Source organism: Shouchella oshimensis (genome assembly GCF_002019765.1).
In the GTDB taxonomy this organism is placed as follows: domain Bacteria; phylum Bacillota; class Bacilli; order Bacillales; family Bacillaceae_D; genus Shouchella; species Shouchella oshimensis.
In genome coordinates this window covers 903802-930144 of sequence record NZ_KV917380.1, presented here as the reverse complement: position 1 = coordinate 930144, position 26343 = coordinate 903802, and the positions used below count along the sequence as shown (strand labels likewise).

29 protein-coding genes and 7 tRNA genes are annotated in these 26343 nt (G+C 37.8%); 7 read left to right on the top strand and 29 right to left on the bottom strand.

The window, feature by feature from the left end; translation table 11 throughout:
- Nucleotides 1–637: 637 nt before the first annotated feature.
- A complete protein-coding gene (locus tag BK583_RS04520; RefSeq protein WP_078440041.1) occupies nucleotides 638–1486 on the top strand; it encodes a CPBP family intramembrane glutamic endopeptidase in 849 nt (282 codons plus the stop codon).
- Nucleotides 1487–1503: 17 nt separating this feature from the next.
- A complete protein-coding gene (locus BK583_RS04515) occupies nucleotides 1504–2109 on the top strand; it encodes a TetR/AcrR family transcriptional regulator (RefSeq protein ID WP_055736432.1) in 606 nt (201 codons plus the stop codon).
- Between the two features lie 491 nt (nucleotides 2110–2600).
- Here BK583_RS04515 and BK583_RS04510 read toward each other — a convergent pair whose 3' ends face one another.
- The 10 genes from BK583_RS04510 to BK583_RS04465 all read right to left on the bottom strand — a co-directional run bounded on the left by BK583_RS04510 (nucleotide 2601) and on the right by BK583_RS04465 (nucleotide 6390).
- Nucleotides 2601–3551, bottom strand: a complete 951-nt coding sequence (locus tag BK583_RS04510) for an Abi family protein (protein WP_055736908.1) — start codon at nucleotides 3549–3551, stop codon at nucleotides 2601–2603.
- A gap of 179 nt (nucleotides 3552–3730) precedes the next feature.
- Nucleotides 3731–4666 carry a hypothetical protein gene (locus tag BK583_RS04505; RefSeq protein ID WP_236702433.1) on the bottom strand — a complete coding sequence of 312 codons (936 nt, stop codon included), beginning with the start codon at nucleotides 4664–4666 and terminating at the stop codon, nucleotides 3731–3733.
- Nucleotides 4667–5065: 399 nt separating this feature from the next.
- Nucleotides 5066–5150: transfer RNA gene (locus BK583_RS04500), tRNA-Leu, on the bottom strand.
- 30 nt (nucleotides 5151–5180) lie between these two features.
- Nucleotides 5181–5263: transfer RNA gene (locus tag BK583_RS04495), tRNA-Leu, on the bottom strand.
- 21 nt (nucleotides 5264–5284) lie between these two features.
- Nucleotides 5285–5361 (bottom strand) — tRNA-Asp (locus tag BK583_RS04490).
- Nucleotides 5362–5371: 10 nt separating this feature from the next.
- Nucleotides 5372–5447 (bottom strand) — tRNA-Val (locus BK583_RS04485).
- A gap of 167 nt (nucleotides 5448–5614) precedes the next feature.
- Nucleotides 5615–5689: transfer RNA gene (locus BK583_RS04480), tRNA-Glu, on the bottom strand.
- An 11-nt stretch (nucleotides 5690–5700) separates the two neighbouring features.
- Nucleotides 5701–5791 (bottom strand) — tRNA-Ser (locus BK583_RS04475).
- Between the two features lies 1 nt (nucleotide 5792).
- Nucleotides 5793–5867: transfer RNA gene (locus BK583_RS04470), tRNA-Asn, on the bottom strand.
- A 76-nt stretch (nucleotides 5868–5943) separates the two neighbouring features.
- Entirely contained in the window at nucleotides 5944–6390 is a 447-nt protein-coding gene (locus BK583_RS04465; RefSeq protein ID WP_038483055.1) for a SprT family protein, read from the bottom strand.
- Nucleotides 6391–6470: 80 nt separating this feature from the next.
- Between BK583_RS04465 and cmpA the strand changes: the two genes are divergently transcribed.
- Nucleotides 6471–6608, top strand: coding sequence for a cortex morphogenetic protein CmpA (gene cmpA / locus BK583_RS20410; RefSeq protein WP_095150667.1), 138 nt, complete (start codon nucleotides 6471–6473; stop codon nucleotides 6606–6608).
- Between the two features lie 42 nt (nucleotides 6609–6650).
- On the opposite strand, the gene BK583_RS04460 is transcribed toward cmpA, so the two are convergent.
- The 13 genes from BK583_RS04460 to acpS form a co-directional block, all read right to left on the bottom strand.
- Complete coding sequence (locus BK583_RS04460) at nucleotides 6651–8804, bottom strand: Tex family protein (RefSeq protein WP_055736907.1); 2154 nt, start codon at nucleotides 8802–8804, stop codon at nucleotides 6651–6653.
- Nucleotides 8805–8876: 72 nt separating this feature from the next.
- Nucleotides 8877–9473 (bottom strand): PP2C family serine/threonine-protein phosphatase, encoded by a 597-nt coding sequence (locus BK583_RS04455; RefSeq protein ID WP_055736906.1) that lies wholly within the window; start codon nucleotides 9471–9473, stop codon nucleotides 8877–8879.
- Nucleotides 9473–10258: an RNA polymerase sigma factor SigB gene (gene sigB, locus BK583_RS04450; RefSeq protein ID WP_038483064.1), complete on the bottom strand. Its 786-nt coding sequence runs from the start codon at nucleotides 10256–10258 to the stop codon at nucleotides 9473–9475. Before sigB ends, BK583_RS04455 begins: the two co-directional genes overlap by 1 nt.
- Complete coding sequence (gene rsbW / locus BK583_RS04445; RefSeq protein ID WP_035398802.1) at nucleotides 10224–10703, bottom strand: anti-sigma B factor RsbW; 480 nt, start codon at nucleotides 10701–10703, stop codon at nucleotides 10224–10226. The genes sigB and rsbW overlap by 35 nt, the downstream gene beginning before the upstream one ends.
- Nucleotides 10700–11026, bottom strand: coding sequence for an STAS domain-containing protein (locus BK583_RS04440; protein WP_035398804.1), 327 nt, complete (start codon nucleotides 11024–11026; stop codon nucleotides 10700–10702). Before BK583_RS04440 ends, rsbW begins: the two co-directional genes overlap by 4 nt.
- Before the next feature lie 66 nt (nucleotides 11027–11092).
- A complete protein-coding gene (locus BK583_RS04435) occupies nucleotides 11093–12109 on the bottom strand; it encodes a PP2C family protein-serine/threonine phosphatase (protein ID WP_038483067.1) in 1017 nt (338 codons plus the stop codon).
- Between the two features lie 12 nt (nucleotides 12110–12121).
- Nucleotides 12122–12538 (bottom strand): anti-sigma regulatory factor, encoded by a 417-nt coding sequence (locus tag BK583_RS04430; protein WP_035398808.1) that lies wholly within the window; start codon nucleotides 12536–12538, stop codon nucleotides 12122–12124.
- A gap of 2 nt (nucleotides 12539–12540) precedes the next feature.
- Nucleotides 12541–12897, bottom strand: a complete 357-nt coding sequence (locus tag BK583_RS04425; protein ID WP_035398810.1) for an STAS domain-containing protein — start codon at nucleotides 12895–12897, stop codon at nucleotides 12541–12543.
- 18 nt (nucleotides 12898–12915) lie between these two features.
- Nucleotides 12916–13734, bottom strand: a complete 819-nt coding sequence (gene rsbRA / locus BK583_RS04420; protein WP_038483070.1) for an RsbT co-antagonist protein RsbRA — start codon at nucleotides 13732–13734, stop codon at nucleotides 12916–12918.
- A gap of 152 nt (nucleotides 13735–13886) precedes the next feature.
- Nucleotides 13887–14237 (bottom strand): type II toxin-antitoxin system PemK/MazF family toxin, encoded by a 351-nt coding sequence (locus BK583_RS04415; RefSeq protein WP_035398813.1) that lies wholly within the window; start codon nucleotides 14235–14237, stop codon nucleotides 13887–13889.
- 3 nt (nucleotides 14238–14240) lie between these two features.
- Complete coding sequence (locus BK583_RS21255) at nucleotides 14241–14447, bottom strand: antitoxin (protein ID WP_206698938.1); 207 nt, start codon at nucleotides 14445–14447, stop codon at nucleotides 14241–14243.
- Nucleotides 14448–14744: 297 nt separating this feature from the next.
- Entirely contained in the window at nucleotides 14745–15767 is a 1023-nt protein-coding gene (locus tag BK583_RS04405) for a LolA family protein (protein ID WP_051667622.1), read from the bottom strand.
- Between the two features lie 115 nt (nucleotides 15768–15882).
- On the bottom strand, nucleotides 15883–16245 hold the full coding sequence (gene acpS, locus BK583_RS04400) for a holo-ACP synthase (RefSeq protein WP_038483073.1): 363 nt from the start codon (nucleotides 16243–16245) through the stop codon (nucleotides 15883–15885).
- Nucleotides 16246–16338: 93 nt separating this feature from the next.
- Between acpS and BK583_RS04395 the strand changes: the two genes are divergently transcribed.
- Entirely contained in the window at nucleotides 16339–17091 is a 753-nt protein-coding gene (locus BK583_RS04395) for a rhomboid family intramembrane serine protease (RefSeq protein ID WP_055736905.1), read from the top strand.
- Between the two features lie 98 nt (nucleotides 17092–17189).
- A complete protein-coding gene (locus BK583_RS04390) occupies nucleotides 17190–17801 on the top strand; it encodes a YitT family protein (protein ID WP_236702432.1) in 612 nt (203 codons plus the stop codon).
- A 162-nt stretch (nucleotides 17802–17963) separates the two neighbouring features.
- Here the strand turns inward: BK583_RS04390 and BK583_RS04385 are convergent, their stop codons facing one another.
- Together BK583_RS04385 and BK583_RS04380 are read right to left on the bottom strand one after the other, a co-directional pair.
- Entirely contained in the window at nucleotides 17964–19883 is a 1920-nt protein-coding gene (locus BK583_RS04385; protein ID WP_038483078.1) for an LTA synthase family protein, read from the bottom strand.
- A gap of 142 nt (nucleotides 19884–20025) precedes the next feature.
- Nucleotides 20026–20784: a M15 family metallopeptidase gene (locus BK583_RS04380; RefSeq protein WP_038483081.1), complete on the bottom strand. Its 759-nt coding sequence runs from the start codon at nucleotides 20782–20784 to the stop codon at nucleotides 20026–20028.
- Between the two features lie 270 nt (nucleotides 20785–21054).
- Here BK583_RS04380 and BK583_RS04375 point away from each other — a divergent pair, with 270 nt between their 5' ends.
- Both BK583_RS04375 and BK583_RS04370 read left to right on the top strand, forming a co-directional pair.
- Entirely contained in the window at nucleotides 21055–21363 is a 309-nt protein-coding gene (locus BK583_RS04375) for a hypothetical protein (RefSeq protein WP_055736904.1), read from the top strand.
- A gap of 83 nt (nucleotides 21364–21446) precedes the next feature.
- The gene (locus tag BK583_RS04370; protein ID WP_055736903.1) at nucleotides 21447–22079 is read left to right on the top strand and encodes a YesL family protein; all 633 of its coding nucleotides are present in this window, start codon (nucleotides 21447–21449) and stop codon (nucleotides 22077–22079) included.
- A gap of 10 nt (nucleotides 22080–22089) precedes the next feature.
- On the opposite strand, the gene BK583_RS04365 is transcribed toward BK583_RS04370, so the two are convergent.
- From BK583_RS04365 to BK583_RS04350, 4 genes are all read right to left on the bottom strand, one after another.
- Complete coding sequence (locus BK583_RS04365; protein ID WP_055736902.1) at nucleotides 22090–23010, bottom strand: MBL fold metallo-hydrolase; 921 nt, start codon at nucleotides 23008–23010, stop codon at nucleotides 22090–22092.
- An 18-nt stretch (nucleotides 23011–23028) separates the two neighbouring features.
- Nucleotides 23029–24375, bottom strand: coding sequence for a dihydrolipoyl dehydrogenase family protein (locus BK583_RS04360; protein WP_055736901.1), 1347 nt, complete (start codon nucleotides 24373–24375; stop codon nucleotides 23029–23031).
- 164 nt (nucleotides 24376–24539) lie between these two features.
- On the bottom strand, nucleotides 24540–25277 hold the full coding sequence (locus BK583_RS04355; protein WP_055736900.1) for a sugar phosphate isomerase/epimerase family protein: 738 nt from the start codon (nucleotides 25275–25277) through the stop codon (nucleotides 24540–24542).
- A gap of 17 nt (nucleotides 25278–25294) precedes the next feature.
- Nucleotides 25295–26332 (bottom strand): Gfo/Idh/MocA family protein, encoded by a 1038-nt coding sequence (locus BK583_RS04350; protein ID WP_038483096.1) that lies wholly within the window; start codon nucleotides 26330–26332, stop codon nucleotides 25295–25297.
- Nucleotides 26333–26343 lie beyond the last annotated feature (11 nt).

The following is a 26343-nucleotide window of genomic DNA, read 5'->3' as shown; positions in this document are numbered from 1 at the left end:
TGCTACTACAGATTTACTATTCTCTGTAACATCCAGATAGATGATGTTTTGTGGAAAAAGAGTTTGGAAAGAATCCCGTCGATCACCTATATAAGTATAAAAAAGCACCAAAGCTCTGAAAGCCTTGGTACTACTGATGCGGTTGAGAAGACTCGAACTTCCACGGGATTTAACTCCCACTAGGCCCTCAATGACGTGGAAATGTGTTATCTCCTGCAAATACGCACACCACTTGCACTCATTTGCGCCCATTTCATATAAAACCGTCCATTTTCAAATATCGTGGTGAAGAATTGGTGAATCATAAATACCCCTACTATTCAGGACTTCGAGACCTCTTATAATTATTTCACAGCATATAAATACGAACATTAACTATAAATACTGAATAAATATTCGTAATTTATACCTCTGCTCTAAACCTTGATTTTCTTACTCTAAATCCAAATACATAACCTTAATTTCATTTTTCCTTACTCTAATCCACTTTTCTCTCATCCAGAGTAAATGGTATTAATATTATAGAGTTCAGGATGCATTAAAAATTAAATGAGAATAACACTTGCTTTTTAAAGGCGATTATATATATAATTATACTGACTGATCAGTCGGTATAATTATATAAGGAGAAGATAAAATGAATAATAGACGTTATGGGGTTGAACCCAAAATAGGGTTAAGCTTAAAATCTTTGTTTGGTTTATTTCTAATCTTAATTTTTTGGCTAGGAATGAGCGTTGTATTTGTTACGTTAATGAATAATTTGTTTCCTTCTACAAAGGAAGGTTTATTAAGTTTAATCGTCCTATACTTAAGTTTTGTCTTTCTCATTATCCCAGTATTTTTTGTAGTTCATTTTATGTTTAAAATACCAATTAAAATTTTTCTATTACAAGATAGAAACAGACCGAATTGGAAGAAAATATCAATCTATTTTCTTGGCACTATCATTATTGGTATAGCAGTAATATTAATAGATCTTTTGCTTTTTCCAGAAGCTTATAGTATTTCTTCAGATTTTATCCCATGGATATTAGGAACAATTCTTATTGCACCTTTAATTTATATAGCTGCATTCGCAGAAGAATTACTTTTCAGAGGATATCTATACCGAATGTTTAGACCCGTTAAATGGGGCAAAATCCTCGTTATAATTATTCCTGCAATACTATTTACTGCCTTACACGGATTAAATCCAGAGATGACTGCTTATGGAATATTAGGTCCCCTTTTTTATCTCGTGATAGCGGTCTTACTTAGCTTAGTTGCTTATTACTCAAATGGGCTTGGGGCTCCAGTTGCTCTCCATTTTGCATATAATATTCTGCTTGTAAACGTACTTTCTTTTGGGTCAGCATCTACCCTTGAGGGAAAGGGCTTAGATACTATTCTCCATAGAGAGACGTTAAATATTAACCTTGTTTTTTCAGCAGGTTTTGTTACTCTTTTAATATATATATTCTATCAGCGCTACCAAAAAAAATAATCTTGCTGTGAGGTCTTATGAAGAGAAGAAGATTATCTGCCCAAGAAGCTAAAGAAATGATTTTGTTACATGCACATAAATTATTCGTTCAAAAAGGGTATGACAAAGCTACCATGGACGATTTATGTGTGATGGCTAATATGAGCAAGGGTAATATTTACCATCATTTTAAAAATAAAAAAATGATATACCTTCAATTATTGAAAAACTATGTTGATAATTATCTTATTAAGGTTACTCCAAAAAGTGATGTCACATCGCCACCAGAAAATCTTATAATGATTGCAGAACAGTTGGGCAAAGATTGTAAAAATCCAATTTTTAATTCCATAGGAGAATTTGCTAAGACTTTAGAAAATGATTTAGAAACTTTAGAGGAAGTCAATCAACTGATTAATAAGACCCATAATAGTGTCAGAGACACGGTGGAAAAGGGTATTAAAGAAGGCTATTTTATTAAGCAAGATAACCTTGATTTAAGTCTTACTGTTATTTCAATGCTAGCAGGTGTATCTCAATATTGTCTATCTATGCCACAATTAAGTGAAAAGGATTATATCCAATCTCACATAAATGCAATTAAATTGCTTATGTCCGGTATTCTAGTGGATAAAGATTATTAAGCGCACTTAGTAGCAAAAACCTGGTTATACATCTATTAAATCCAATATTGATTTCAAAAAAGTGTTAGAAGATATTTTAACCTTGCTAAGCGATACAAAAATAGATATTTAAGCCCTTTCTTCTGTGGTGAAGATCGTGTTCAATTCTAAAATTAAAAAAGCACCAAAACTCTGAAAGCCTTGGTGCTACTGATGCGGTTGAGGCCTCATATACTTAAATAAAAGCCTTTATTCTTACACCTATTTCAGTTTAAATCGTATGGTTATGGAAAGAATTTGGAAAGAAAGAAAACGAAAAAATACGAACACTATTTTTTTCGTAAAAAATATTCGTATTACGAGAGTGTTAATTGAAATTTTTTATTAAAAAAGAAGCAAAACATATAGTTCTGCTTCTCCCATAAATGGAATATTTGGATTCAGGCATTACCCTTGCCTTCCTATGGTTACTTATAATATATGTTTAACTCTTATATTTATTCGTATTTTATTTATAAGTGATTAGTGCGATCATAAATGTCTTCCCAATTGTTGGGCAATATACTAAATGTGTATACATCAAACTTACTTCTTTTAATTATTTTTTTTAAGTCATTTTTTAGCGAATCGCTGTCTTCTGTGTTTAGTAATTTTTTTAATGCATACATACGTGATAGTAAATCTGTATTACTAGGTAAAATTCCAGGAGTATCTTCTTTATCCAACAGTACAACAGAAGAAGTTTTCCCTACTAATTTATTATGATGAGAGCAAACGTTCCTTAAATTTCTAATTGCGTCAAGCCAAGTATCTACTTGCTTAGTTACTTCTTTTCCATATCTTTTTTTTGAATATCCATAAATTAAAACATCTTTCCGTAAATCTCCTCGAAGGTATGCGTACATATTTGTAATTGTACCAAAATCAAAATAAGCAAAAGCAGCCCAACAAGGCAATTTTTTAGAAGACCTTGCTCCACCTCTTCTATATTCTTTAAACTCTGGATATTTGTTTGTCTGTGTCCTAATTTTATTTTCTTCAGCTAATAAGATCTTCTTAAATTTATTGAAATGTTTTTTATTTGAAAGCCTCTTTTGTTTATCTTTTTCACCACGTGTTTCTGTGTAATAAATTCTTTCTAAATACCAACTTTGGTTACCCGTACTCAAAGATATCGAGTTAGCTATGTGGCTTTTAAACTGTAATTCAGCTTTTTTACAATATGTATAGAATAATTTCCTTAATTCAATATCTAAATTATAAAGATCATAGAGCAATTGTTGATCTGGTTTTGTTTTAATTACACTAGTGAATGATAAAAGATATTTGCCATATCTACTCACCCGAAAATAGCCTGCATAATTTAACAACCTTCTTATTTTAGTTCTTTTTCTAAAAACAATATATTTCTTCATGGAATCGATTTGTTCTTCTATATCAAAAGGTTTATCAGAATTGGACATATTTACCTCCTTAAGACAAAAAAAAAGAATGGTATACCATTCTTAATCCCGCAAATGGAATATTTGGATTCAGGCATAACCCTCGCCTTCCAACGGTTAACTTCATTATACTATAGCCTAAAAGAAAATCAATATTTTTTTGATATATTATCCATTTAGACACAATTACCATATATTAACTAGTCCAAATTAAGCAATTCGGTCTTTTCTTGGCTAGTAAGTTTATTGAACTTTTTAAATCCCTCTGTAAGGTCATTAAGTTCGTCTCTTGATTTTATGTCATTAAAATCAAATTTTTTATTTGGAATGATATATTTATCAACTACGTACCTTAATTGTCTATCATTAAGTTTTCCATTGAATTTATAACCTATAACATTGGTCTTAACAAGATCAATAACCTCTTCGGATATGTTTTCTACAGGAAGCAAAGAAACTTTGTTTAATCGAGGATTAAAGATACCTAATCTCTTTATTCTTTCAAATTCAGAATGTATAGAATGGATTCCCAGTAAATAATACATAAGCAATTGTAGTGTGTGCTTATTAGTGGGTTTTGATTTAGAAACTTTGAAATCCCATAATGTATCTTCCGTTAAAAAATCACCATCACCTGAATTAACAAGATTTGTGTATCCTCCTTTAAAAGTAAAACCATCTTTTATAATTGGACCGTAAGAATTAATAAAAATCAATGATCGATCAATCATTATTCTAATGTTTGAAATAGTTTCTCCATTAGGATTAATTAATTCTACTGGTTTATAACCCATTATCCCTGAACGATACACTACATCAAACCCTGCCAATTTGCATGCATTTTTTACCGAGATATCATCGGTACCACTTATTTCAGATAATAAATTAGTTGCTAATTCATCCTTTTTGATAGCTGAAGCACCCACCAAAGAAATCCTGAAAACCTCTTCTAATGGTGCTCCATTCATAAGTCTTGTTAGATAATCTACAGCTAGACCAACTAGAGTACTATGTATGTTTTCACTTTCATTTAAAACATTTTCATCTTGTAAATCTGTGATAACAAATTCTTTTGGCTTTATATATCCTTCTCTTGGTTGTTTAATCTCAGAAATCCTTCGAGTAACTGACACCATAAAATCCCCTCTTTATCCGCTTTATTAAAAGGCTAATCTGAAAATAAATAGCTACAAATTTGAATTTTTTAGAGCATATATATTTAGAGTAAAACTAAGCCTTAATACAAAAAAATTAGTTTCATCTTTTCCCTAATAAACAACAAGAAACAGCAGATAAATTTAATAATATGTTTTAAGCCAAGCGGAATCCCTTGCTCTGTTTGGTTTTTTTCTATTATAAACACAAAACACGAACTATGAACATTCAGTGAACATTTACAAGTATCAGCCAAAATCATTATTTTACTCCAGCTTCACTCCCGTTTTTCTACTCTGTGGTGAAGATGTGGTGAAGATCGTGTTCAATTCTATCGAAATTAAAAAGTACCAAAGCTCCGAAAGCCTTGGTACTACTGATGCGGTTGAGAAGACTCGAACTTCCACGGGATTTAACTCCCACTAGGCCCTCAACCTAGCGCGTCTGCCATTCCGCCACAACCGCTCGTTGAATAAAAAAAGCACTTTTTAAAAGTGCGGGTGAAGGGACTTGAACCCCCACGTCATAAAGACACTAGATCCTAAGTCTAGCGCGTCTGCCAATTCCGCCACACCCGCGAAAACAGAAAGAAAACATAATGGCGGTCCGGACGGGACTCGAACCCGCGACCTCCTGCGTGACAGGCAGGCATTCTAACCAACTGAACTACCGGACCATTATGAAGATGGTGGAGGATGACGGGATCGAACCGCCGACCCCCTGCTTGTAAGGCAGGTGCTCTCCCAGCTGAGCTAATCCTCCAAATGTGACTTCAGATAACCTTTGTACTTTTTCGTCCAATTCATGTCTTTCAGTCAGTCATGTACAAATGTACACTCTTTCCTTCAAGCATCTGTTGTCCTCAAATTACTCGATTCTCTTTGTCAATATAACTTCAGATAACCTTCGTACTTTTTCAATAAACTAAATGGTGACCCGTACGGGATTCGAACCCGTGTTACCGCCGTGAAAGGGCGGTGTCTTAACCGCTTGACCAACGGGCCTAGAGTAAAAATGGCGGAGAAGGAGGGATTTGAACCCTCGCGCCGCTTACACGACCTACACCCTTAGCAGGGGCGCCCCTTCAGCCACTTGGGTACTTCTCCGTGGCTCCACAGGCAGGATTCGAACCTGCGACCGATCGGTTAACAGCCGATAGCTCTACCACTGAGCTACTGTGGAATATGTATAAAACGTTCTTGTCTCCTTAGCGACTTCTATAATATATCATAAGCTACCAATTCAGTGCAAGAGTTTTTTAAGACAAAAATTGAAGTTTCCCTCTACATACACCACATACATATTTGGATTGATTTACTTTCCGTTTACGGTAGTATTTTTGCTCGCACGATGAGCATTGATACACGTAATATATTTGTGCCTGACTCTCTTTAACAGAGCGACAGTAACGGGGAGCACCAACTTTTTTTAGTAACTGTTTAAAATCTTGGTCCTTATGGCGGTAGCCCTTGCCTAGAAGGTGAAGGTGATAATGACATAGCTCATGCTTAATAATGCCAATCAGTTCCTCTTTTCCGTACTTGGCATAGTGCTTTTCATTTAGCTCAATATTATGGCTTGAGAGCAAATAGCGCCCTCCAGTTGTCCGTAAACGAGGGTTAAAGATGGCTGTATGCTGAAAGGGTCTGTCAAAATAAGAGTCAGAAAGCGCTTCGGTTAAAGCTTGTAATTCTTTATTCGTCATAATCCCTCCAAAAATTATTCATCAACACTGACAACCCCGCTGGCATATACTATTTGAAAAACGAAGGGAGCGACAATCCTTTGCCTACTTGGCTTCAGAATCAATTAAAAAAGGCTTATAGTGAAAAGAATCGCCACCAAGTAAAAGTACTTAATCAGTGCTGGTTTTATTATAGATCTACTGTCCAAAGTCGCTTTAACAATAAAAAAACCATTTAAATTTTAACACAAAAAAGGAGAGGCGTCATGCTCTCCTTTTCATCATTGTGGTTGCTTCATCGTTAAGGCAATTCGTTCTTTTTCGAAGTCGATTGTTTCTACCCATACGGTTACAATTTCACCGATTGAAACAACATCAAGTGGGTGCTTTACAAAGCGATTGGCTAACTTAGAAATATGAACGAGTCCATCTTGTTTAACACCGATATCAACAAAAGCACCAAAATCAACAATGTTCCGTACCGTTCCTTGAAGCTCCATTCCTTTTTGTAGATCTTCCATCTTTAGGACGTCTTGCTTTAATTGGGGCGCTGTGACCTCATCTCTTGGATCACGGTTTGGCCGCACAAATGCGTCAAGTAAATCTTGTAACGTATGATGACCAATCTCTAGCTCTTCTTCAAATGAAGATGCTGTTTGTCCCGTTATTTTCACTTTCAACTGCTCGCTTCCAATATCCTGTGGTGTCATTGCTAACTTCTCTAGAATAGCTGTTGCTTCCGCATAGCTTTCCGGGTGAATGGCTGTTGCATCAAGCGGATTCTTCCCACCCGCAATACGTAAAAAGCCAACTGCTTGTTCCAACGATTTTTTACCAAGGCGAGGCACTTTTTTTAATTCATTCCTACTCGTGAATGCACCATTTTCATCACGGTATGCAGCAATATTCGTTGCTTGCGTTTTGTTAAGACCTGCTACATAAGACAGTAATGACGCAGAAGCCGTATTCACGTTGACTCCAACTCGGTTGACGACTGTTTCGACGGTAAAGCTTAACGATTCATTTAACTTCTTTTGTGTTACATCATGCTGATATTGACCAACACCAACAGATTTTGGATCGATTTTCACAAGTTCCGCTAGTGGGTCTTGTAACCGTCTGGCAATAGAGATAGCACTTCGTTGCTCGACTTGTAAGTCTGGAAACTCTTTTCGCGCAAGTTCGGATGCTGAATAAACACTGGCACCTGCTTCATTCACTATCACGTAATATACGGTTTGATCCATTTCTTTTAGAACGGTTGCGATGAACTGTTCAGTTTCTCTTGAGGCTGTACCATTTCCAATTGCAACCATTTTCACATCGTGCTTCTTCACGAGTTTTCGAATAACGTCCGCAGCTTCTTTTTCTTTATGATGGGGCGCTGTTGGATAGATGACACCAATATCAAGAGGCTTACCTGTTTGGTCAATAACTGCCCACTTGCAGCCTGTTCGAAACGCGGGGTCCACCCCTAATATAATTTGCTCTTTCATTGGTGGTTGCAACAATAACTGCTTTAAATTCTCTGCAAATATTGATATAGCTTGTTCTTCAGCAACTTCCGTAAGTCTATTACGCACATCACGTTCAATGGAAGGTTCAATAAGTCTCGTATAAGCATCGCTTAAAGCCTTTTCCATTATTGGCACAACAGGAGAACGCTTCTCCCCAATATATAGGCGTGTCAGTTTGAGAATAAACGCTTCTTTCGGGAACGTGACAGCGACTTTAAGAATTTGTTCTTTCTCCCCTCGGTTTAGCGCCAACGTTCGATGCGGTACAATCGTTTTAACGGATTCCTGATACGCATAATAATGGCTAAAAACACCTTTCTCATCTTCTGCGCCTTTTTTCAGTTCAGAAGTCATTAAGCCCTCTTTCATCGCTGCATTACGAAGGCTTTCACGTACTTTCGGATCTTCCGCAATGACCTCGGCTATAATATCATTCACACCAGCGAAAACATCTTCTACTTCATGTAACCCATGTTCGTCGCTAAAATAATGCGCTGCTTCCTCCTCCATATTAAAATCAGAAGGAAATGTTCGTATTTTTTGTGCTAACGGCTCCAAACCTTTTTCTTTTGCAACCGTTGCTCTTGTACGGCGCTTTTGCCTAAACGGTCGATACAAATCTTCTACTTTCTGCAATTGAGTCGCTGCAGTAATTTTTGCTGTTAATTCTGGTGTTAGTTTATCTTGTTCATCTATTAACCGAATGACTTCTTCTTTTCGCTCAGACAAATTCTTTTCGTACTCATATGTATCGGCGATTGTTTTAATTTGCACTTCATCTAGTGCACCTGTCTGTTCTTTACGGTACCGGGCTATAAAAGGGACTGTATTGCCTTCTTGCAACAATGATACGACATTCTTTACTTGTTTATACGTTAAGTTTGTTTTTTGAACCGTTTGCTGAATCCATTGTTCCATTGTGTGTTCCTCCTTTTTTCCACTTCTTCTCATCATAACATAAAAAAATAAGCAGCCACTTCTCAGCACTGCTTACTTGAAATTGCCTATCATTAAGGTTGCATCATCTTTTTGACTATAAAACTTGCCATTTAAAAGTTTCTCACTAACAGCTTTTGCTGTTGCTGAATACTCACGTACTTTCGGCAATTGCTCCACGCCATCGGAATACATAATGAACGATGAGCCAGGTTTATAGCGGAATTGTTCGCTACTGAGCTTTTGAACACGACCACATAGATAGCCTCTCTTAGGCATTGGTTGTTCCACTGTGCCGTCAGGATGATATAAAATAAACCCGATGTTACCAAAATTAGAGTACGTCACTGTAGAAGCTTTATAGTCAATGCGGAGCAACGTAATAACGGCACCTCTTTCATTTGCGAGGTACTGATTACATCGCTCTAGTATTTGTTCAGCATCCTCGTCGTGATGGTCTTGAATAGCACGAATGGCTTTTTCAGCGGAAAGATGCGCTCCTTTTCCACTGCCAAGACCGTCAATGACTGCACAAATCGTGTACGCACTACTCTGAAATACGATATGGCCATCTCCACACACCGCATTTCCAGGTTTTGTTTTTTGAACCGTTGCTACATCAATGTGCTGATCCTTATAGAGTGTAACCATTAAAAGATCTCCGTAGGCTCTATTCGAATAGAATCACGAAGTTTTTGTAACGCCCTTCGTTGCAACCTTGATACGTGCATCTGAGAAATGCCTAGCTTCTCACCTGTTTCTTTTTGGCTTAAGTTCTCATAATACGTACACTGTAAGATCTCTTTCTCTCTCTCATTTAAAACCTGAAATGCTTTTTCTAATAACATTCTTTGATCGGCTTGTTCATAGCCAGTATCATCGTTCCCTACCAAGTCAAGGAGTGTTACTTCTCCTCCTTCTTGGTCTGCTTCCAACGAGCGATTGACTGAAAGCGCTTGGTAACTCTTGCTCATTTCCATTGTCTCTAGTACTTCTTCTTCCTCAACTTCCAAGTACTGAGCAATTTCATGAACGTACGGAGAACGTTGCAATTCGATGGTAAGAGCATCGGCAGCTTTTTTGATTTTAGGACCCAGTTCTTTTATTCGTCTTGGAACGTGTACGCTCCACGTCTTATCACGAATAAAGCGTTTGATTTCACCAACTATAGTCGGAACCGCAAAAGATTCAAAGCTTCGTCCAAATTCCTCATTATAACGGTTTAATGCGGCAAGTAAGCCAACCATTCCCACTTGAAAGAGGTCTTCGTCATACTCTCTTCCTTTCGAGAATTTTCGTGATAGAGAGCGAACCAGCGCTTCAAAATGCTTTACGAGACGTACTTGAACTTCTTCGGAACCTGTGCGCTGATATTCTTCAATCCATTGATAAATGTCATCCTTATTCTGATTGTAAGGAAGAGATTCCGTCGACACTTTCCTTCACCCCACTCTCGTAAAGGTACTTTGTCATAACAAGCATTACACCGTTATCTTCATTAATTTCTACTTTATCCATTAACGTACTAATGAGGAATAAACCAAGCCCTCCTTCCTTTAAATCTCCTACAGGTTTTTTCGCATCAACTGGTCCGAGACGACTTTCCACTTCCGCAATGTCGAAGCTTTTGCCTTGATCTGCAACGACAATTTGAATGCGATCTTCGTAAATATAACATGCTAAAGAAATAAAACCGTCTTCTGAATACGCATGTTCAACAACATTTGTACATGCTTCTGCAACAGCAATCTTCAAATCTTCAATATCATCATAAGAAAAGCCTAATCGGTTCGCAATACCTGAGACAGTTAAACGCGCAATGCTCACATATTCTGGTTTAGCAGGGAGCTCAAGATGGATTCGATCGTTTTGTTCCATCACCCTTGTCCCTCCTTCGATTTGATTGAAATAACTTCGTCTAAACCAGTAATTGAAAATAGACGTTTAATGCGAGAAGTCATTCCTAATAACGTTAATTCACTGTTCGTTGCATCCGTTGCTTTTAATACGCCAACAAACACACCTAAGCCTGTGCTATCAATATACTCCACTTCATCAAAGTGAATATTAATTTGTTGATTTTCTTTTTCTGCTAATGGGAGCAGCGATTCTTTTAATTGAGGTGCTGTGTAGGCATCAATTTCTCCCGCCAAATGTATATGATAAGTGGAATCCACTTGTTCCGATTTTATTGAAAGGTTCATACTTGTTACTCCTCCTCAAAGACCATTTCAGTTCCATTGTACTCTCTTACCACGTAACAAACTTTGTTAAACCTTTCTCCGCAAAATAATTAGGGTGAAATCATCACGTAAGGTGAAATCTTGTAACTTCATTAACTCTTCATACACATGATCGACCATTTCCTGGGCACTTAAATGCATGTATTTGCGAATGAGATTTGTTATTTCTTCTCTTTCAATAAATTCATCACCAATTCTACATTCAGTTACACCGTCAGATAAAAGAACAACGAAATCTCCTATCTCTAAATGTCGAATGTATTCACGGTATGTGGTTTTTCTAGAGACGCCTAGAACTAATCCTTTTGCACGAAGTTCTTCAAAAGAATCTTCTTTTTCATTGTAAAAAAAGCCCGGTTCATGACCAGCTCCAGAATAATGAAAATCAGACGTTGTTCTGTTATAGTATCCATACATCATCGTAATAAACATACTATCGTCAACATTTTGTTCGACTACCCGGTTTAAGTTCCCCAACAAAACAGACGGTTCCAGCTGTTGTTCAGACGGTAAACTATCCATAGCATATTTAATCATCGACATACATAAGGCGGCTGGGACACCTTTGCCGATAATATCAGCTATTGCCATGCCTAACCCTCTATTGTCATCGTGGACATAGTGATAGTAATCACCACTCATTTTTTTAGCTGGAACAGAAACAACCCCAATATCAAGAAAATGCGCTTTTGGCTTTTCTTGTGGCATGAGGGTTTGCTGCATACTCGCCGCAACATCAATCTCTAACTCTAATTCTTGCTGACGGTTTCTCAATATTTGATGTTCTTGATAAGCTAAGCCATAACCCATCATGACTTCTAAGAGTAAATCAAATGAATCCTTTACTTTCTTATCAATAGTAGGCAACAATTCTGTTAATAATTTAAAGTGAATGCTCACAAATTCTTCTGGAGAAATTTGTTGCTCCAGAAGAAATTTGCTTATTTTTTGCGCTTCATAAAGACTTTCTTCTGATTGTTCTTCAAGAAATTCTTTAAGAATTCGCTTATAGGAGAGTTGCAGTTTATGATCGGTTAGTCGCATTCACTCCCCTCCTTATCTTGTCCATTTTGTCGCGGTGATTGTCGTGCCCACTCCTACCTCAGAATCAATGGTGAATTCATCCATTAATCGTTTCACGCCAGGCAAACCCGCACCTAAGCCGCTAGAAGTTGTGAATCCATCAACCATCACTTGTCGAATATTTTGTATACCTGGTCCTTCGTCTTTCGCTGTTACACGAATTCCTTTACGCGGTCTAGCGTTGTTTAAATCTTCCACAATTTCAAGGATAATTTCTCCTCGGTTTGCGTATAAATAGATATTCCGTGCTAATTCAGAGATAGCTGTTGTAATGCGCGCTTGATCGACATTGCCAAAACCAATTTGGCGAGACAGGTCACGTCCTGCTTGTCTAGCTGCCACAATACCCCACTCATTATTTACTTCAACAGCGGATTGGAGATTATCCATACTTAACCCTCCAATTCCTGTTGCAAACTTGCGAGTCCTTGTTCAAGGTCCAGAGCAGTTGATACGCCCTCTAATTTAATTCCCATGTCAATAAGAGTAATCGCAACAGCAGGTCGAATGCCTGTTAGTACGACTCTTGCCCCCATTAAACTTGACATATCAACTACATCACCTAAAACCTTTGCAATAAAAGAGTCAATCATATCAACACTTGTTAAATCGATAACAACACCGTTAGAGCCTTCCTCATGAATTTTACCTAATAAATCTTCTTGAAATTGAAGAGCGGTTTGATCATCAAGTTCGGTTTGTATACTAATTAACAAATACTGATTCAATTTCAGAATTGGAATTCTCATATTCCATTCTCCTTCCAATTACATATCCGTTAATTGTTTCCCAGTTAGTTCTAAAGCGGTAACAACGCCTTTTCGTAATGTACTCTTTGTAGGGAATTTCGTTAAATCAATACCTAAATTAACAATGGTTTGTGCGATTTCAGGTCGAATTCCTACAAGTATACACTTAGTACCTACAAGTCGTACAGCTTCTGATGCTTCAATAATATGATGCGCTACCATTGTATCTACAACAGGGACACCTGTAATATCTATTAATACGACTTTTGAACGATTTTCTATAACACCCTCTAAAAGGTTTTCCATAATCAGTCGCGCCCTGGCTGTATCAATACTACCAATGAGGGGCATGACGGTTATGCCTTCAAAGACAGGGATTAGGGGTGCAGATAACTCTAACAAAGAGAGTTTTTGAAGTTCAATCGTTTTTTCCCATGCTTCCGAATAATCTTTAACAATTCGATTCATCCGTTTATCAATCCACTCATCAAGTTCAATTAAAAACTCAAGCGCTTCTTTTTTTTCAAACTCTGATTCGAGAACGAGTGTTTGACACGCTTTTCGAAGTAGTTGAATGGATTGAGACAAAAAATGAAGAGTACCCCCATTTTGGATATAGCGAAGAACGTAATTATTAATTTTATTATTTAATTTGTCGTTGCGCTCGTCGGCTGTTTCCAGCATTAAGTCTAGAAACTCTTGATTCGTCTCATGAAATGATTTATCGGTAAGGGATTGTAAGTAGTTTTCAGATCGAAGTTCCGCTAGCTTCTTTCCCCAATCATCGAGTAGTTTACCCCTATTCTTCTTTAGATACGAGACAATATAGGACTGCATCGCCTTGTCTCCTCCTCCCACTAAAAACATCCTTACCCCTATTATTTCATGAGTTTCGTTTGGTTGCAAAGAATTATATTTGGGAATCGTCGACTAATTTTTGCTGATCCAGCTTTTTAGACATAAAAAAAACCCCTTTTCAGCGAGAGGGGTTAAAAATCAATTAATCCTAAACTAATTGTCAATGCCTTGTCTACCGACTGCATCATCTTTTCATCTAAGTGCGTAATTTTATCTGTCAATCTTTGTTTATCTATTGTTCGAAGCTGCTCAAGTAAAATAACAGAATCTCGATCAAATCCGTACTTGCTTGCATTAATTTCAACATGCGTAGGTAATTTAGCTTTTTGTATTTGTGCCGTTATCGCTGCAACAATTACCGTAGGACTAAATCGATTTCCAATGTTATTTTGAATGATGAGAACTGGTCGTACCCCACCTTGTTCTGATCCTACAACTGGAGATAGATCAGCAAAATAGACATCTCCCCGTTTCACTATCAAAGGCTACACCCCGCTAACGAGACGTGTCAGCGTATGATTAGCTTCCTCCTCAGCAAGAAAAGCTTCAGATGCAATGGTTAGATTAATCTTTGCCATTTCCATATAGCCTTGTTGCATCGATTCGCGAATTTCAGCCTTTAGTTCAGCACGGTCTTTTAATCTTGGATCATTCCATTTTTCTTGTTCAAGCACAATGTCCACCTCATTCAATCAGTGTATGGCTTAAGACAGCCGAATTAGTCCATTTCCAACTCAAGTAATATACATGTTTCATCATAGCATCCCCACCATTACTTTGCAAAGCCTCTTTTTAAAAAAGATGAGTAATCGTGTAATTTCAACGGACATCACGTTTATCTTAAGCCTATCTTTACCCACTCTTGTTAATCTATGCAGTGAACCAAACATTTAGATGTCTTCCGTAAAAAAAGCCGGAAAACAGAGAAACAACCAGGCATAGAGTCTCCTCCACACCTGGTCGTTTTCACGATCTTCATAAGTGGTCAATTACTTCTCGCCAACAGCTACAACCGAACGTGCTACTTCAATCAGCTCATCCATCTCCATATCTTGTGATAATAAGGAGAAATCTGAACCATTATGGGACCACATAATGGTATCATTCACTTGAATTCCTACAGCAAAGCCGAGATCGACTACTTTCGCCGACACTAGATTCTGCGGAGTAGATGCAGGAACGACTTGCGCTTGCTCTTGAATGAGTGTAAACGACTTATCACCTGTATATTGTTGTACAAATGTCGTACGATCGCCTGTCTCGACTTGATCCTCTTCTGGCTGATCATTAATACCATCTGGTACAAATTCTGGGTAGTAAATGCGGAACTCTTCATTTAACTCTTCATCAGGATCAGCCATCGTCGGCTCTGACATTTGGGCACCTGTCATGACTTTTTCTGTTTCAAATTCTTCTGCTGCAACAGTAGGATTTTTTTCAAATTCCGTGAACGTTAAATCTACAAGTACTTTTTCATCTGCGTCCATAATCTTAACTGAAGCCGGCTTCAAATCCTTTTTGTGTAAACGGATTTCTTGGCTATTTAGATTCTTATTTTGGTACATGGTTGCCGTCTTAAAAATATAAAAGTCATCGTCTTGTGAAAATTCCATGTCAGCACCTAGGCTAATGTCTTTTAACAACGATTCATACAAATACGCTTGACTGCTTGTTTTTGGCCAGTCGCTTTGAAAGCGAAACACTTTGTTTAAAGCAGGTGTAAGAACAAAGACACCCTCATCATTTTTTAAAATAATTTGGCTTTGATCGTTGGTTGTATTCTTTAAGTCCACCTTGTAATACGATTGATCTTTTTGCATGACTTCGACGTCATATGTTTGCGGCTCTTGTCCTGTTGCTAGCTGCATCGTTGCTTTTGATGTGTAGCTTGTTGTTTCTTCCAACGCCTTATCAACGTCATTCAATACATCTTCTTGCGATTTCTCTCCACACCCTACTAAAATGACCACCATAAAAGCAGCCACTAGTGAAAGCCACATCTTTTTTCTCATCTTACCATTCACCCCTTCAGCTCACATTCGGCGATTGGACAAAATCCAATACCCCTGTTGCTGTAAACTATATGAGCGGGGTCCAAGCAATATGCAGACAAGTCGTGACAAGTTTTTAGAAATCTTCGAGAATGACTTGAGCAAAGGCGTATTCTTTCGAATGAGTAATGGATAAATGGCATTTATTTTTTTTTTGTTGTTTAAACCAAATCTCAGGCTTTCCTGTCTCACTTGCTAAAATTTCGATGTCTTGAAAAGAGAGATGACGCCCTATTCCAGAACCAACAGCTTTAGCATATGCTTCTTTTGCAGCAAACCGTCCAGCAAGATATTCAATTTTTCTCGTTTCACCGGCAGTAGCAATTCGCTTATATTCTTGCTTGGTTAAAATACGTTCAATAAAACGCTCTGGATGACGGAGCACTAGCTTTCGTATACGATCAATCTCAATAATGTCGATGCCTGTTCCGATGATCATTTTTTGCACCCCTTCTTTGTGTTGGTCTTAGAATGAAACTGGTATAATAGCAATAGGATAAGGATGACGATTTTATGTAAAAGGAGCTTGCCTATGTTTTTTAGAAATGAAACTTTTTCTTCCTATACGAGAAATTATCCGGTTGTCACAACCATTATTGCGTTAAACCTACTTATTTTTATTTTGATGATGATCTTTCCTATTATTCGTGAAAGAGGGGTTGGTTTTAATTTAGCGATTGAATATGGAGAGTATTGGAGGCTCATCACCCCTATTTTTCTCCATAACGACCTTTTTCACCTTGCTTTTAATATGGGCGCACTGCTCATTTTCGGACCGGCTCTCGAATCAATGATAAAGAAATGGAAATTCGTTTTACTATTTCTACTACCTGGTATTTTAGCAAACATTGTTACCTTTTATTTGCAACACAGCTATTACATGCATCTTGGTGCTTCAGGCTCTATTTATGGCTTATTCGGCGTTTACTTGTTCATTTACTTGTATCGTGAAGATCTCATTAGTAGACAAACGTCTCAAATTATCGTGCCTCTTGTTATTATTGGCGTTATTATGACCTTCCTCAACCCTAGTATAAGCATAACTGGTCATATTTTTGGTCTTGTATCCGGTGGTTTACTTGCACCGTTGTTTTTAAAAGGCGCATCAACGCCATTTATCTATCGAACACGCACTCGAAAAGCTTATTTTGATGATGATAAAGTTTCGTTTAATCCAGATCGCTGGAAAAACCGTGAACGTAATCGAAAAATAAAAAAAGCACTTCTTATTCTAGGTATTATTTTATTTTTAGGGTTTGTCTTCTTGCAGTCCCTTCCTCAGTAATCATCCCGCATTCCTCACACACGACGGATCAGCATAGACATAGAGTTGTCCGCATATGTATAGATGAGCTTGGCTAATTGTTGTGTGAGGGTGATAAAGTGGGAAAAGGATTACGTTATGTACTAGTGTTATTTTTAGGCTGTCTTCTAATAAGTGTAGGGATTAATTTCTTCTTTGTGTCTTATCATCTTTTAGATGGCGGCATAATTGGAGTCGGATTAATTGCTCATTATTTGTGGAACGTTCCAGTGGGAATGACGATCATCGTAGTCAGTATCCCTATTTATATTTTAGCATGGATGTATTATCGACCATTTTTTTTCAATTCATTGGCAGGTGTCATTGTTTCATCTCTTATGATCGATTTCTTCGCTGCATTTATTCCTGAAACACCTTTACTGGGTCCATTAACTAGTGCTATACTCGGTGGTTTGATGCTCGGTGTTGGTGCAGGCATTATGTTTTTGCTCGATATTAGTACAGGCGGCTTTGACCTTCTAGCACAAATGATTTCAGCGAAGACCACTTGGAATGTTGGTGTCCTCATTGTTGGCTTTGACCTCGCCGCAGTTGTCGCCGGTATACCCGTCATCACAGTGGATGAAATTATTTTGTCTACGATTGCTGTAATTGCCACAGGTACCGCAACAACCGTTATTACAGCCGCTGGAGGAGTAAACGCACACCCGAGACCACCTTTACGTATTTAAGGAAACTGCAAATCACCTGAAAAAATCCAATACAGTGCACCGTATACTACTGCTATGCTAGCAATGAGAATAAACCAAAATCGATTGCTTTTCTTCATTTAACAACACCTCTTTTCAAACCATATTGTACAAAAAAGCCGTCGCAATTGCGACGGCTTTTTTTTATTCATCTTCTTCGTTCTCATTTTGACTGTTTTCATCATCTGTGAGGTTTTCGTTATTTGGCTCAAAGAAACGTAATAAATCGCCGTAAATAACTTTATCAGAGTATTCAAGATCAGACGTGGCACGTTCAGCGTATTCACCACACGCGTCTACTCCCTCTTCGTCTTCAATCGGTTCTCCTGTCTCTTTGTTATAGCAAGTGTTATTCGTCCAAACAACATCGTCTGTTATAAATGAACCGTTCCGCAAAACAGCAAACGAATCTCTTTCAGGAGCAAACAAATCTGAACCAAATTGAATATCTTCCTTGGTATTCATACCTAGCAAATGCATAAGCGTTGGTTGAATATCAATTTGTCCACCAACTGTATCAATCGTTTCACCTTCATGACCTGGTATGTGAATAAACAACGGTACACGTTGTAATTGAATTGTATCAAAAGGCGTAATTTCTTCTTTACCTAAATACTCAGCCATGGATCCGTTATGATTTGTAGAAATTCCATAGTGATCCCCATATAAAATAAAAATAGAATCCTCATACAAGCCAGCTTCTTTAATGTCGTTAAAGAATTGTTCTACCGCGTAATCCATATAACGAACTGTTGGGAAATAACGGTTTAAAGTCCCGCTTCTGAATTCCCCTTCCGCGATCATTTTATCCTCTTCCTCTAATTCAAACGGAAAATGGTTTGTTAATGTAATAAATGTTGTGTAGAACGGATTCGGTTGCTCTTGTAAATGCTCAATGGACTGTTCAAAGAATTCACGGTCTTTTAATCCCCAACCAATTGAATTCTCTTCCGTTACATCATAGTATTCTACATCATAAAATTTATCGTACCCAAGCGAATCATACACAATATCTCGATTCCAGAATGACCGATTATTTGCATGCATAACAGACGTATAATAGCCATTTTCTCCTAAGATATTTGGGGTTGCATTGTATTCATTTTGTGCGTGAGTAAAGAAAACAGCACCACTACTACGCCCAAACATTGAATTTGCTACAATGAATTCTGAATCAGACGTTTTCCCTTGTTCGGTTTGGTGATAAAAATTCTCAAAGTAATAACTATTCTCCTTTAGTTCATTTAAAAATGGCGTAATTTCTTCTCCATTTAAATCATTATCAATAACAAAGGACTGCAACGATTCTAACGAAATCATAAAGACATTTTTGCCTTCCGCTGTACCAAACATATCAGCATCAGGTTCTTTATGGTTTGCTTGTACATAGTTTTGAACTTCAACTATATCCGAGCTATCAGCTAGAACACGCTGAGCCCTTGACTGTGACTGCAAAAACACATCATACAAATGAAAATTAAACACACCAATGTTTTTGACTAACATATCACGATCGAACGAACGTGTTAAAAGCTGCGGTCTTTCCGTTTGAGCTAATGTTAAATTCCCTAAAAAAAGAAGAATTGAAAGAGAGAACAACAAAATTGGTTCACGCTTTAAACGTCCAACGACAGGCACTTTTTGTCTAAACACAAAATAAGCAAGAATAAATACATTTGAGAAGATAAAGAGATCCCAAATGTTCATTAATTCAAATACACTTGATGATAAATCTTGCATATTATTTGTTTGGAACAATACAGGTAATGTTAAAAAGTCTGAATAAAAACGATAAAACATTAGATTACCGTACAAAATAAAAGAACCAATAAAAGAAAGCACAACGATCATAATATTCCGTGCTCGATTCTTAAATAGTAAGGCAATAGCTAAAAGGAGTATGGATGAACTAATCGGGTTTATAAACAATAAAAACTCTTGCATCATATTCTCAGTTGGAATTGTAAATGATATTTTATAGAGAATATACGTTGTTAGCGACAATAGAACGACGGCAAGCCAAAAAAACTTTAATCGTCTAAAGCCCGCTTTAATCTTGGTCATATCGTTAGTCTCCTCTCATAACACGAGTGTGACCCTTATTTTCTTTTTTTATCTAGTTGTTGGGTTCTACAAAGAATAAGTTTATCAAAATTCATTCACCTTGAATACCATTCCACGGACATAAGAAATTTTCACACTGGTTTTACATTTTCTTTACATTTTCAATAAATTCTTCGTATGAAACGCCTTGTTCGTATATTTCATTGGCAATGGTGCCTACATAGCGTAAATGCCATGGCTCATAACTATAACCTGTTATGTCTTGCTTCCCTTCTGGGTAACGTACAATAAAGCCAAATAAATGAGCATTTTCCTCAACCCAAATACCCTCTTCTGTATCTCCAAATGTCTCTGTCAAACCGAAATTTACACTAGAAGACGAAACGTCCATTGCTAAACCGGTTTGATGTTCACTAAAACCAGGTTGTGCAACCAACGTTTGGTCAAGCCCACTTTGAATTTGTTGATTTTTAAACAATTCATATTGGCGTTCAAACGAGCGAAATCCTGAGTTTGCATAAAGGATATGTCCATCCAATTCAGCTTCATAGAAGAGTTGTTCAAGGGCATCTGCTGCTTCTTCTCGTAAATACGAACGCTCTTGTATACCTTCATACGGTCTTCGAACATCAGGAACGACCAAATCAGCTGGCTCATAATCAACTGGTAAGCGATTGTTTAAATTTACATTCGCTTCAATATTGTCCGGGTTTTGTATAATCGGATCACCTTGTACAGTAATCACTTCATTTAATTCAATTATACGGTTATCGCCTTCAACAAGTTCCGCTTCTGGCGGTTTTTCTTCTTCTTCAATCACTTGCTCTGCCTCTTCTTGTGAAGAAGAACACCCTGCTAATACAGCACTAAAAACGACTGCAGGTATCCAATAATTTTTCATCCCACTCATCCTTGCTCTCTATTCTTATCGTCTAATAGTAAAGGACTTCTTGGGTTTTTTCAATCTTGTCCACCATATTATTCTATCTAGGATATGCATGAAGAAACGACTTTATGAAGAGATCGAGGTTGATTTTTTAGCCAGTTTAAGGGAATCGGCTTTTCCTTTCGATACCCTTGTTTTTAAACCCTAAACCTCTTCTTTTATGTGTAGGTGCAAAGGAAAAGGGGTAAAGAATTGAAACAACTAGTAAAAATGAGGTGAAGTATAATGAAACGAGAGCGTTTTTATGTAACCGTTGATATGGCTGTGATGAAAATTGCAAAAGAAAAAATACCTGATAATACCATTCAGTACGAAATTTATGCGAACCAAGAAGAAGTTGACCGCATCCAAGCAATTATTGAGCAATTAAAGTCTGAAGATTTTCGCCAAGAAGAAATATTTCAACGTCCTTTTCAAGAAAAAAAAGCCGATGAAGACAAAGAAATGACCGATAACGAACTTCAAGAACTCTATACGATTATTTATGACCTTGGAACGGTGGAAACGAAAGAGGTTGTCAAAGACTTGAAGTAAAAGAGCGAAAAGAGCGCGTACGCGCTCTTTTTTTGTGATACAATAACGATAACGCTTTCACAAATAAAGAGGTGGTTCTTCAGATGGAAATGAATGGACTTATGGGTGGCGTCTACCGTATCGCTGAATGGATTATGCGATTAGCAGCCATTAATTTACTTTGGATTCTATTTACTGTAGGGGGACTTGTTGTTGGAGGCTTATTTCCAGCTACTCAAGCTGCATTTGCAGTAACAAGACAATGGATTCGAGGCGAGACAGATCTTCCAATTTTTAAAACGTTTGTTCACTATTTTAAAAAGGATTATTTGAAAGTTCAAATAATGGGTCTCTGCTTAGCGATTATCGGCTTCGTGCTATATATTGATTTTGTTTTTATTTATCAGTCGACTAATCCTTACGTACAGCTATTAGCGTTCCCTTTGCTCATTTTGACGTTTATTTATATTCTCACCTGCTTCTATGCTTTTAGTGCGTTCGTTCACTACGAACTTCCCGTCTTTAAATTGTTAAAGCATGCCGCTTTACATACGGTTGTGCGACCGTTTTTAAGTATTGGCATGCTCATCAGTTGTGCTGGTGTTGTCTTTTTAATGTTTCAATTTCCAGGTGTCCTTCCGTTTTTCGGAGTCTCGATACCCGTCTTCTTGCTGATGTGGTTTTCTCACACTGGATTTATTCGAAATGAAGAAAAACAAAAAAGTCAGGCAGCTTAATAGCAGTGGTTTATAGACGAAGCGTACCGCCAATTGGTAGGACGCTTTTTTTCTTTGCAGCTAATCCTTGTTCTTCCCATGCTTGATCAAACCGTTCGAGAGCTTCTGGTCCCGTATCATCTGCAAGTCGAAAGGTTCCATAGTGCATCGGCACCATATGGCTAGCTCCTAAATCAATAAAAGCTTGTACTGCTTGTTCCGGGTTCATATGATCAAGCTCCATAAACCACTCAGGTTCATAGGCACCAATTGGAACTAATGCATAATTGATTCTTTTTACGCTTTGTAGTTGTTTGAATCCTTCAAAATAACCACTATCTCCTGCAAAGTAGAGCGATTGATCTGTTGACTCTAAGACCCAACCACCCCACCGTGAAGTATTCGTGTCAAATAAGCCTCGCTTCACCCAATGTTGGGCTGCTACAAACGTAAACGTAACGTTTTGAATGCAATAATGTTGCCACCAATCTAATTCTATCAGCCGATCTTCTAAAAACCCTCTCTTCTTCATAAAAGCCTTTAACCCTTTAGGTATTAAAAAAAGTGGATCACCAGGTAAATTTCGTAATGATGGGAGATGCAAATGATCATAATGACCGTGTGAAATAAGGACAACATCTATTTCTGGTAAATGATCAATAGGAATCGTAACCGGCACATTTCGCTTCGTTGTACCCATAAAATTCGTCCAAACAGGGTCCGTTACAACAGTTAGTCCATTTATACGGATGAAAAACGTCGCATGGCCTATCCATGATAGACTATCTACGTTGGCATTATGGATGTTACGATAATCTGGCTGGTGCTCAACAGCGATTGTCTTCCTTAAGTCTTTTTTCTTGCTCATTCGTTCTCGATACCAATTTATAAAATCCCTTACTCCATGTTGATTCTTCACACCATTTAGATTTTCAAACCTTTGTTTTTTCAACTCTCACCAACACCTACTTTATTTAATTGGCAGTACATTCCCACTATCACCTAAAACAGATGGATACGTATAGTGAACTGAAGTGAGCTGTTCTGTCGTTAACTCTAACTGAATAGCAAGTGAAAGTAAATTGATCCATTGATCTGCATAAATGGTCAAAAAGTCAGCACCTAGAATTTTTCCAGTCTTTTTACAAACATACACTTTTGCTAAAGCTTGATCTTCTTTTATCATTGAATACGTTAGCCAATCTGTCATCGTTGTGTTTTTAACATCGTACGCTATCCCCTCCTGATCAAGCAGTTCCTTTGTTTTCCCAACTTTAGCTAGCTTCGGTATTGTGAAAACAACAGATGGCATTGCCCCTTGTTGAAGAGTTTGCTTTTGTTCCTCTAAAATATTGTGTACAACAACTGAACCTTCATGACTTGATAACGGTGTAAGTGGTAATGAGTGGGTTGCGGTTACATCACCCGCTGCATACACTCGTGGATTTGAAATACTTTGCAACGTGTTGTTAACATGAATACCTGCTTCATCATAATGAATATTAGCGGCTTCGAGATTTAATTTCTTTATATTCGGCGTTCGTCCAGCACCATGAACGGCTTTGTCAACAGTAAGTGTTTGCTTATCTGTTTTTATTGTGACATCATGAGCGTTTGATTCAATGCTTGAAATTTCCTCATTCCAATGAAATGTAATGCCAAGTGCTTCTGATTGTTTTATTAAAGCTTGGACATGATCTTGATCAAATGCTTTTAAACCACGATGACCAGAATCAATAATATGAACGTTCGAACCTGCTCGAGCTGCGAGGTGAGCGAACTCAAATGAAATGTAACCTCCACCGATGAAAGCAATTGACTTCGGTAATGAAGGAAGATTTAAAAACGCTTCATTTGTTAGAAGGGTCTCGGCCCCTTTAAACGGTAGAGGGGATGGCATAAGCCCAGTTGCAATAATGAACGTTGTGGCTGATAAAGTAATATGGTCAACTTGCACAGTTTCTTCGTTAATAAAAGACGCATAACCGTGATACGTATCGATGTTGGCTTTTTTCAACGATTGTTCAATCTCTTGATAAACAGAATCTGTATATGTGTTTTTTTCTTTCATCGCATCTTCCCAGTTAAAGGAAATCGTTCCTTCTATACCGGTACCTCTTAATTTCCCAGCTTGCCATGCTGCTTCACTTCGCGTGTATAGCATTTTTTTAGGGTCACATCCGAAATTGGGACACGTTCCTCCAAAACGGTTACCTTCTATAACAGCAACACGCTTAGTCGCTTCTGCTAACGGAAAGGCTGCGGCCATTGCTGCCGGCCCGCTTCCAATAATGATAACATCATAGGCTTGTACCATCTTAACTCCTCCTCTGTTAGCCTTCTTATTCCCTAATACCTTTATAAAAAAACAGAGGATTGATGCATAGAATATAAACTTACGTTCCCTTATTGTGCTCATGATCCCTCTTTCACATAACAAAAAAACAGGTAAGAAGTCAGAAGCTTCTTACCTGTTTTCTACTACAAAGACTGGATATTTTTAAAACTAATTTCTATGCTTTCAAGCGGTGATCGCTCACTCACATCTTGCTCAACGATGAAGTATTTTGTTCCGACCGCTTTTGCCGCTTCAATAATTCCTTTAATATCAAGCTTTCCTTCTCCTACTTCAGCAAAAGGGATTTCTCCATCTTTCATATCTTTTACATGGATAATAGGGACACGATTTTCATGGACGGCTAAATACTCCGTTGCCTTATGGCCAGCATATTCAACCCAAAAGGTGTCACATTCAAGAGCCATATTGCACGTGCGAGTATTGCGCAACAATATGTCCAACCCAAATTCATCGTCAAACGTATCAAATTCAAAATCATGGTTATGGTACAACAATACCATTCCTGCTTCTCTAACCTGATTACCAATTTCCTCAAGTTCTTCCGCCAGATCAAAGTAATTTGTTTTCGTTTGACGCTCTTCTTCTGTTAAATACGGGCAAACAATATGAGGTATGCCTACTTCTTTATGATACGTGATAACGCTCTGTAACTCGTTACGCAGCTTCTCAAGAGGGACATGACTAGACCAAGGCTCTAGGCCAATTTCTTCAAGCATCGCTTTCACTTCTTTAGAAGAGTGATCCCCAAAACCTGCGAACTCAACGCCTTGATAGCCAACTTGCTTAACCTTTTCCAAGGTTCCTTTAAAATCTTTTTCCATTTCATCTCGTAATGTATACAACGCCAGTCCGACATTCATGTTAGTATTCCTCCTTATTAGACTTCTTTCACTGCAACAAACGCTTTTGTTTCCGATGATTGAAGTGCTGCTAAAACAACTTGTAACGATTTCATTCCTTCTTCTCCTGTTATGGCAGGCTCTCGATCCTCAATAATTGACGTTACAAACTCATCAATCACACCGCTGGCTACTTGACCACCAGCTTCATTTGTTGCAATTGCGCCAACAGAGTACTGTTCCACACTGCCGTCTGTTAGCTTTACTACGACTTGGACTTCTGGATGATCGCGAATCTCAAGAACACCGTTTTCTCCATAAATCGTTGTCGTATTATCTTCACCTTTATAATAGGTCCAGCTCGCTGCCATCGTACCAATAGCGCCGCTTTCCATTTTCAATAATGTTGTTGCATTGTCATCAACATCCGCTTCTTTATGTAATGTATTAACGAATGCAGCCACTTCAGATACTTCTTCACCTAATAACCAACGAATGAGGTCGATTTTGTGCACACCTAAATCGCCCATGGCACCGACAAACGCTTTATCCTTTTTAAGAAACCATGTATCTTTTCCTTGTATACTCCAGGAGTCTGCTCCACCGTGTCCAAACGTTGTTTTAAACGTCAGCGTTTTACCGAGTTTTCCAGACAATAAAATTTCCTTTGCCTTCACATGAGGTGGCATTAACCGTTGGTTGTGACCAATCATTAGCTTAACGTTGTTTTCACTGGCAGCTTTAATCATGTTCTGTGCCTCTTCTATTGAAGTAGCCATAGGCTTTTCACATAATACATGACAACCTGCATTTGCAGCATCAATGGAAACACTAGCATGGTCAACGTTTTGTGTACATACACTAACAGCGTCAACATCAACTTCCGCTAGTAACTCCTTGTGAGACGTAAAGACATTTGTAACGCCATACTGATCAGCCATTCTTTGAGCGACCTCTTTGTTTAAATCGCAAAAGGCAACCAATTCAACGTTTGGGTTAGCAGCATACTCTGGTACGTGGCGGTGTATGGCAATGGATCCACAGCCAATAACCGCAACTTTTAATGGTTTATTCATGTTGTTTCCTC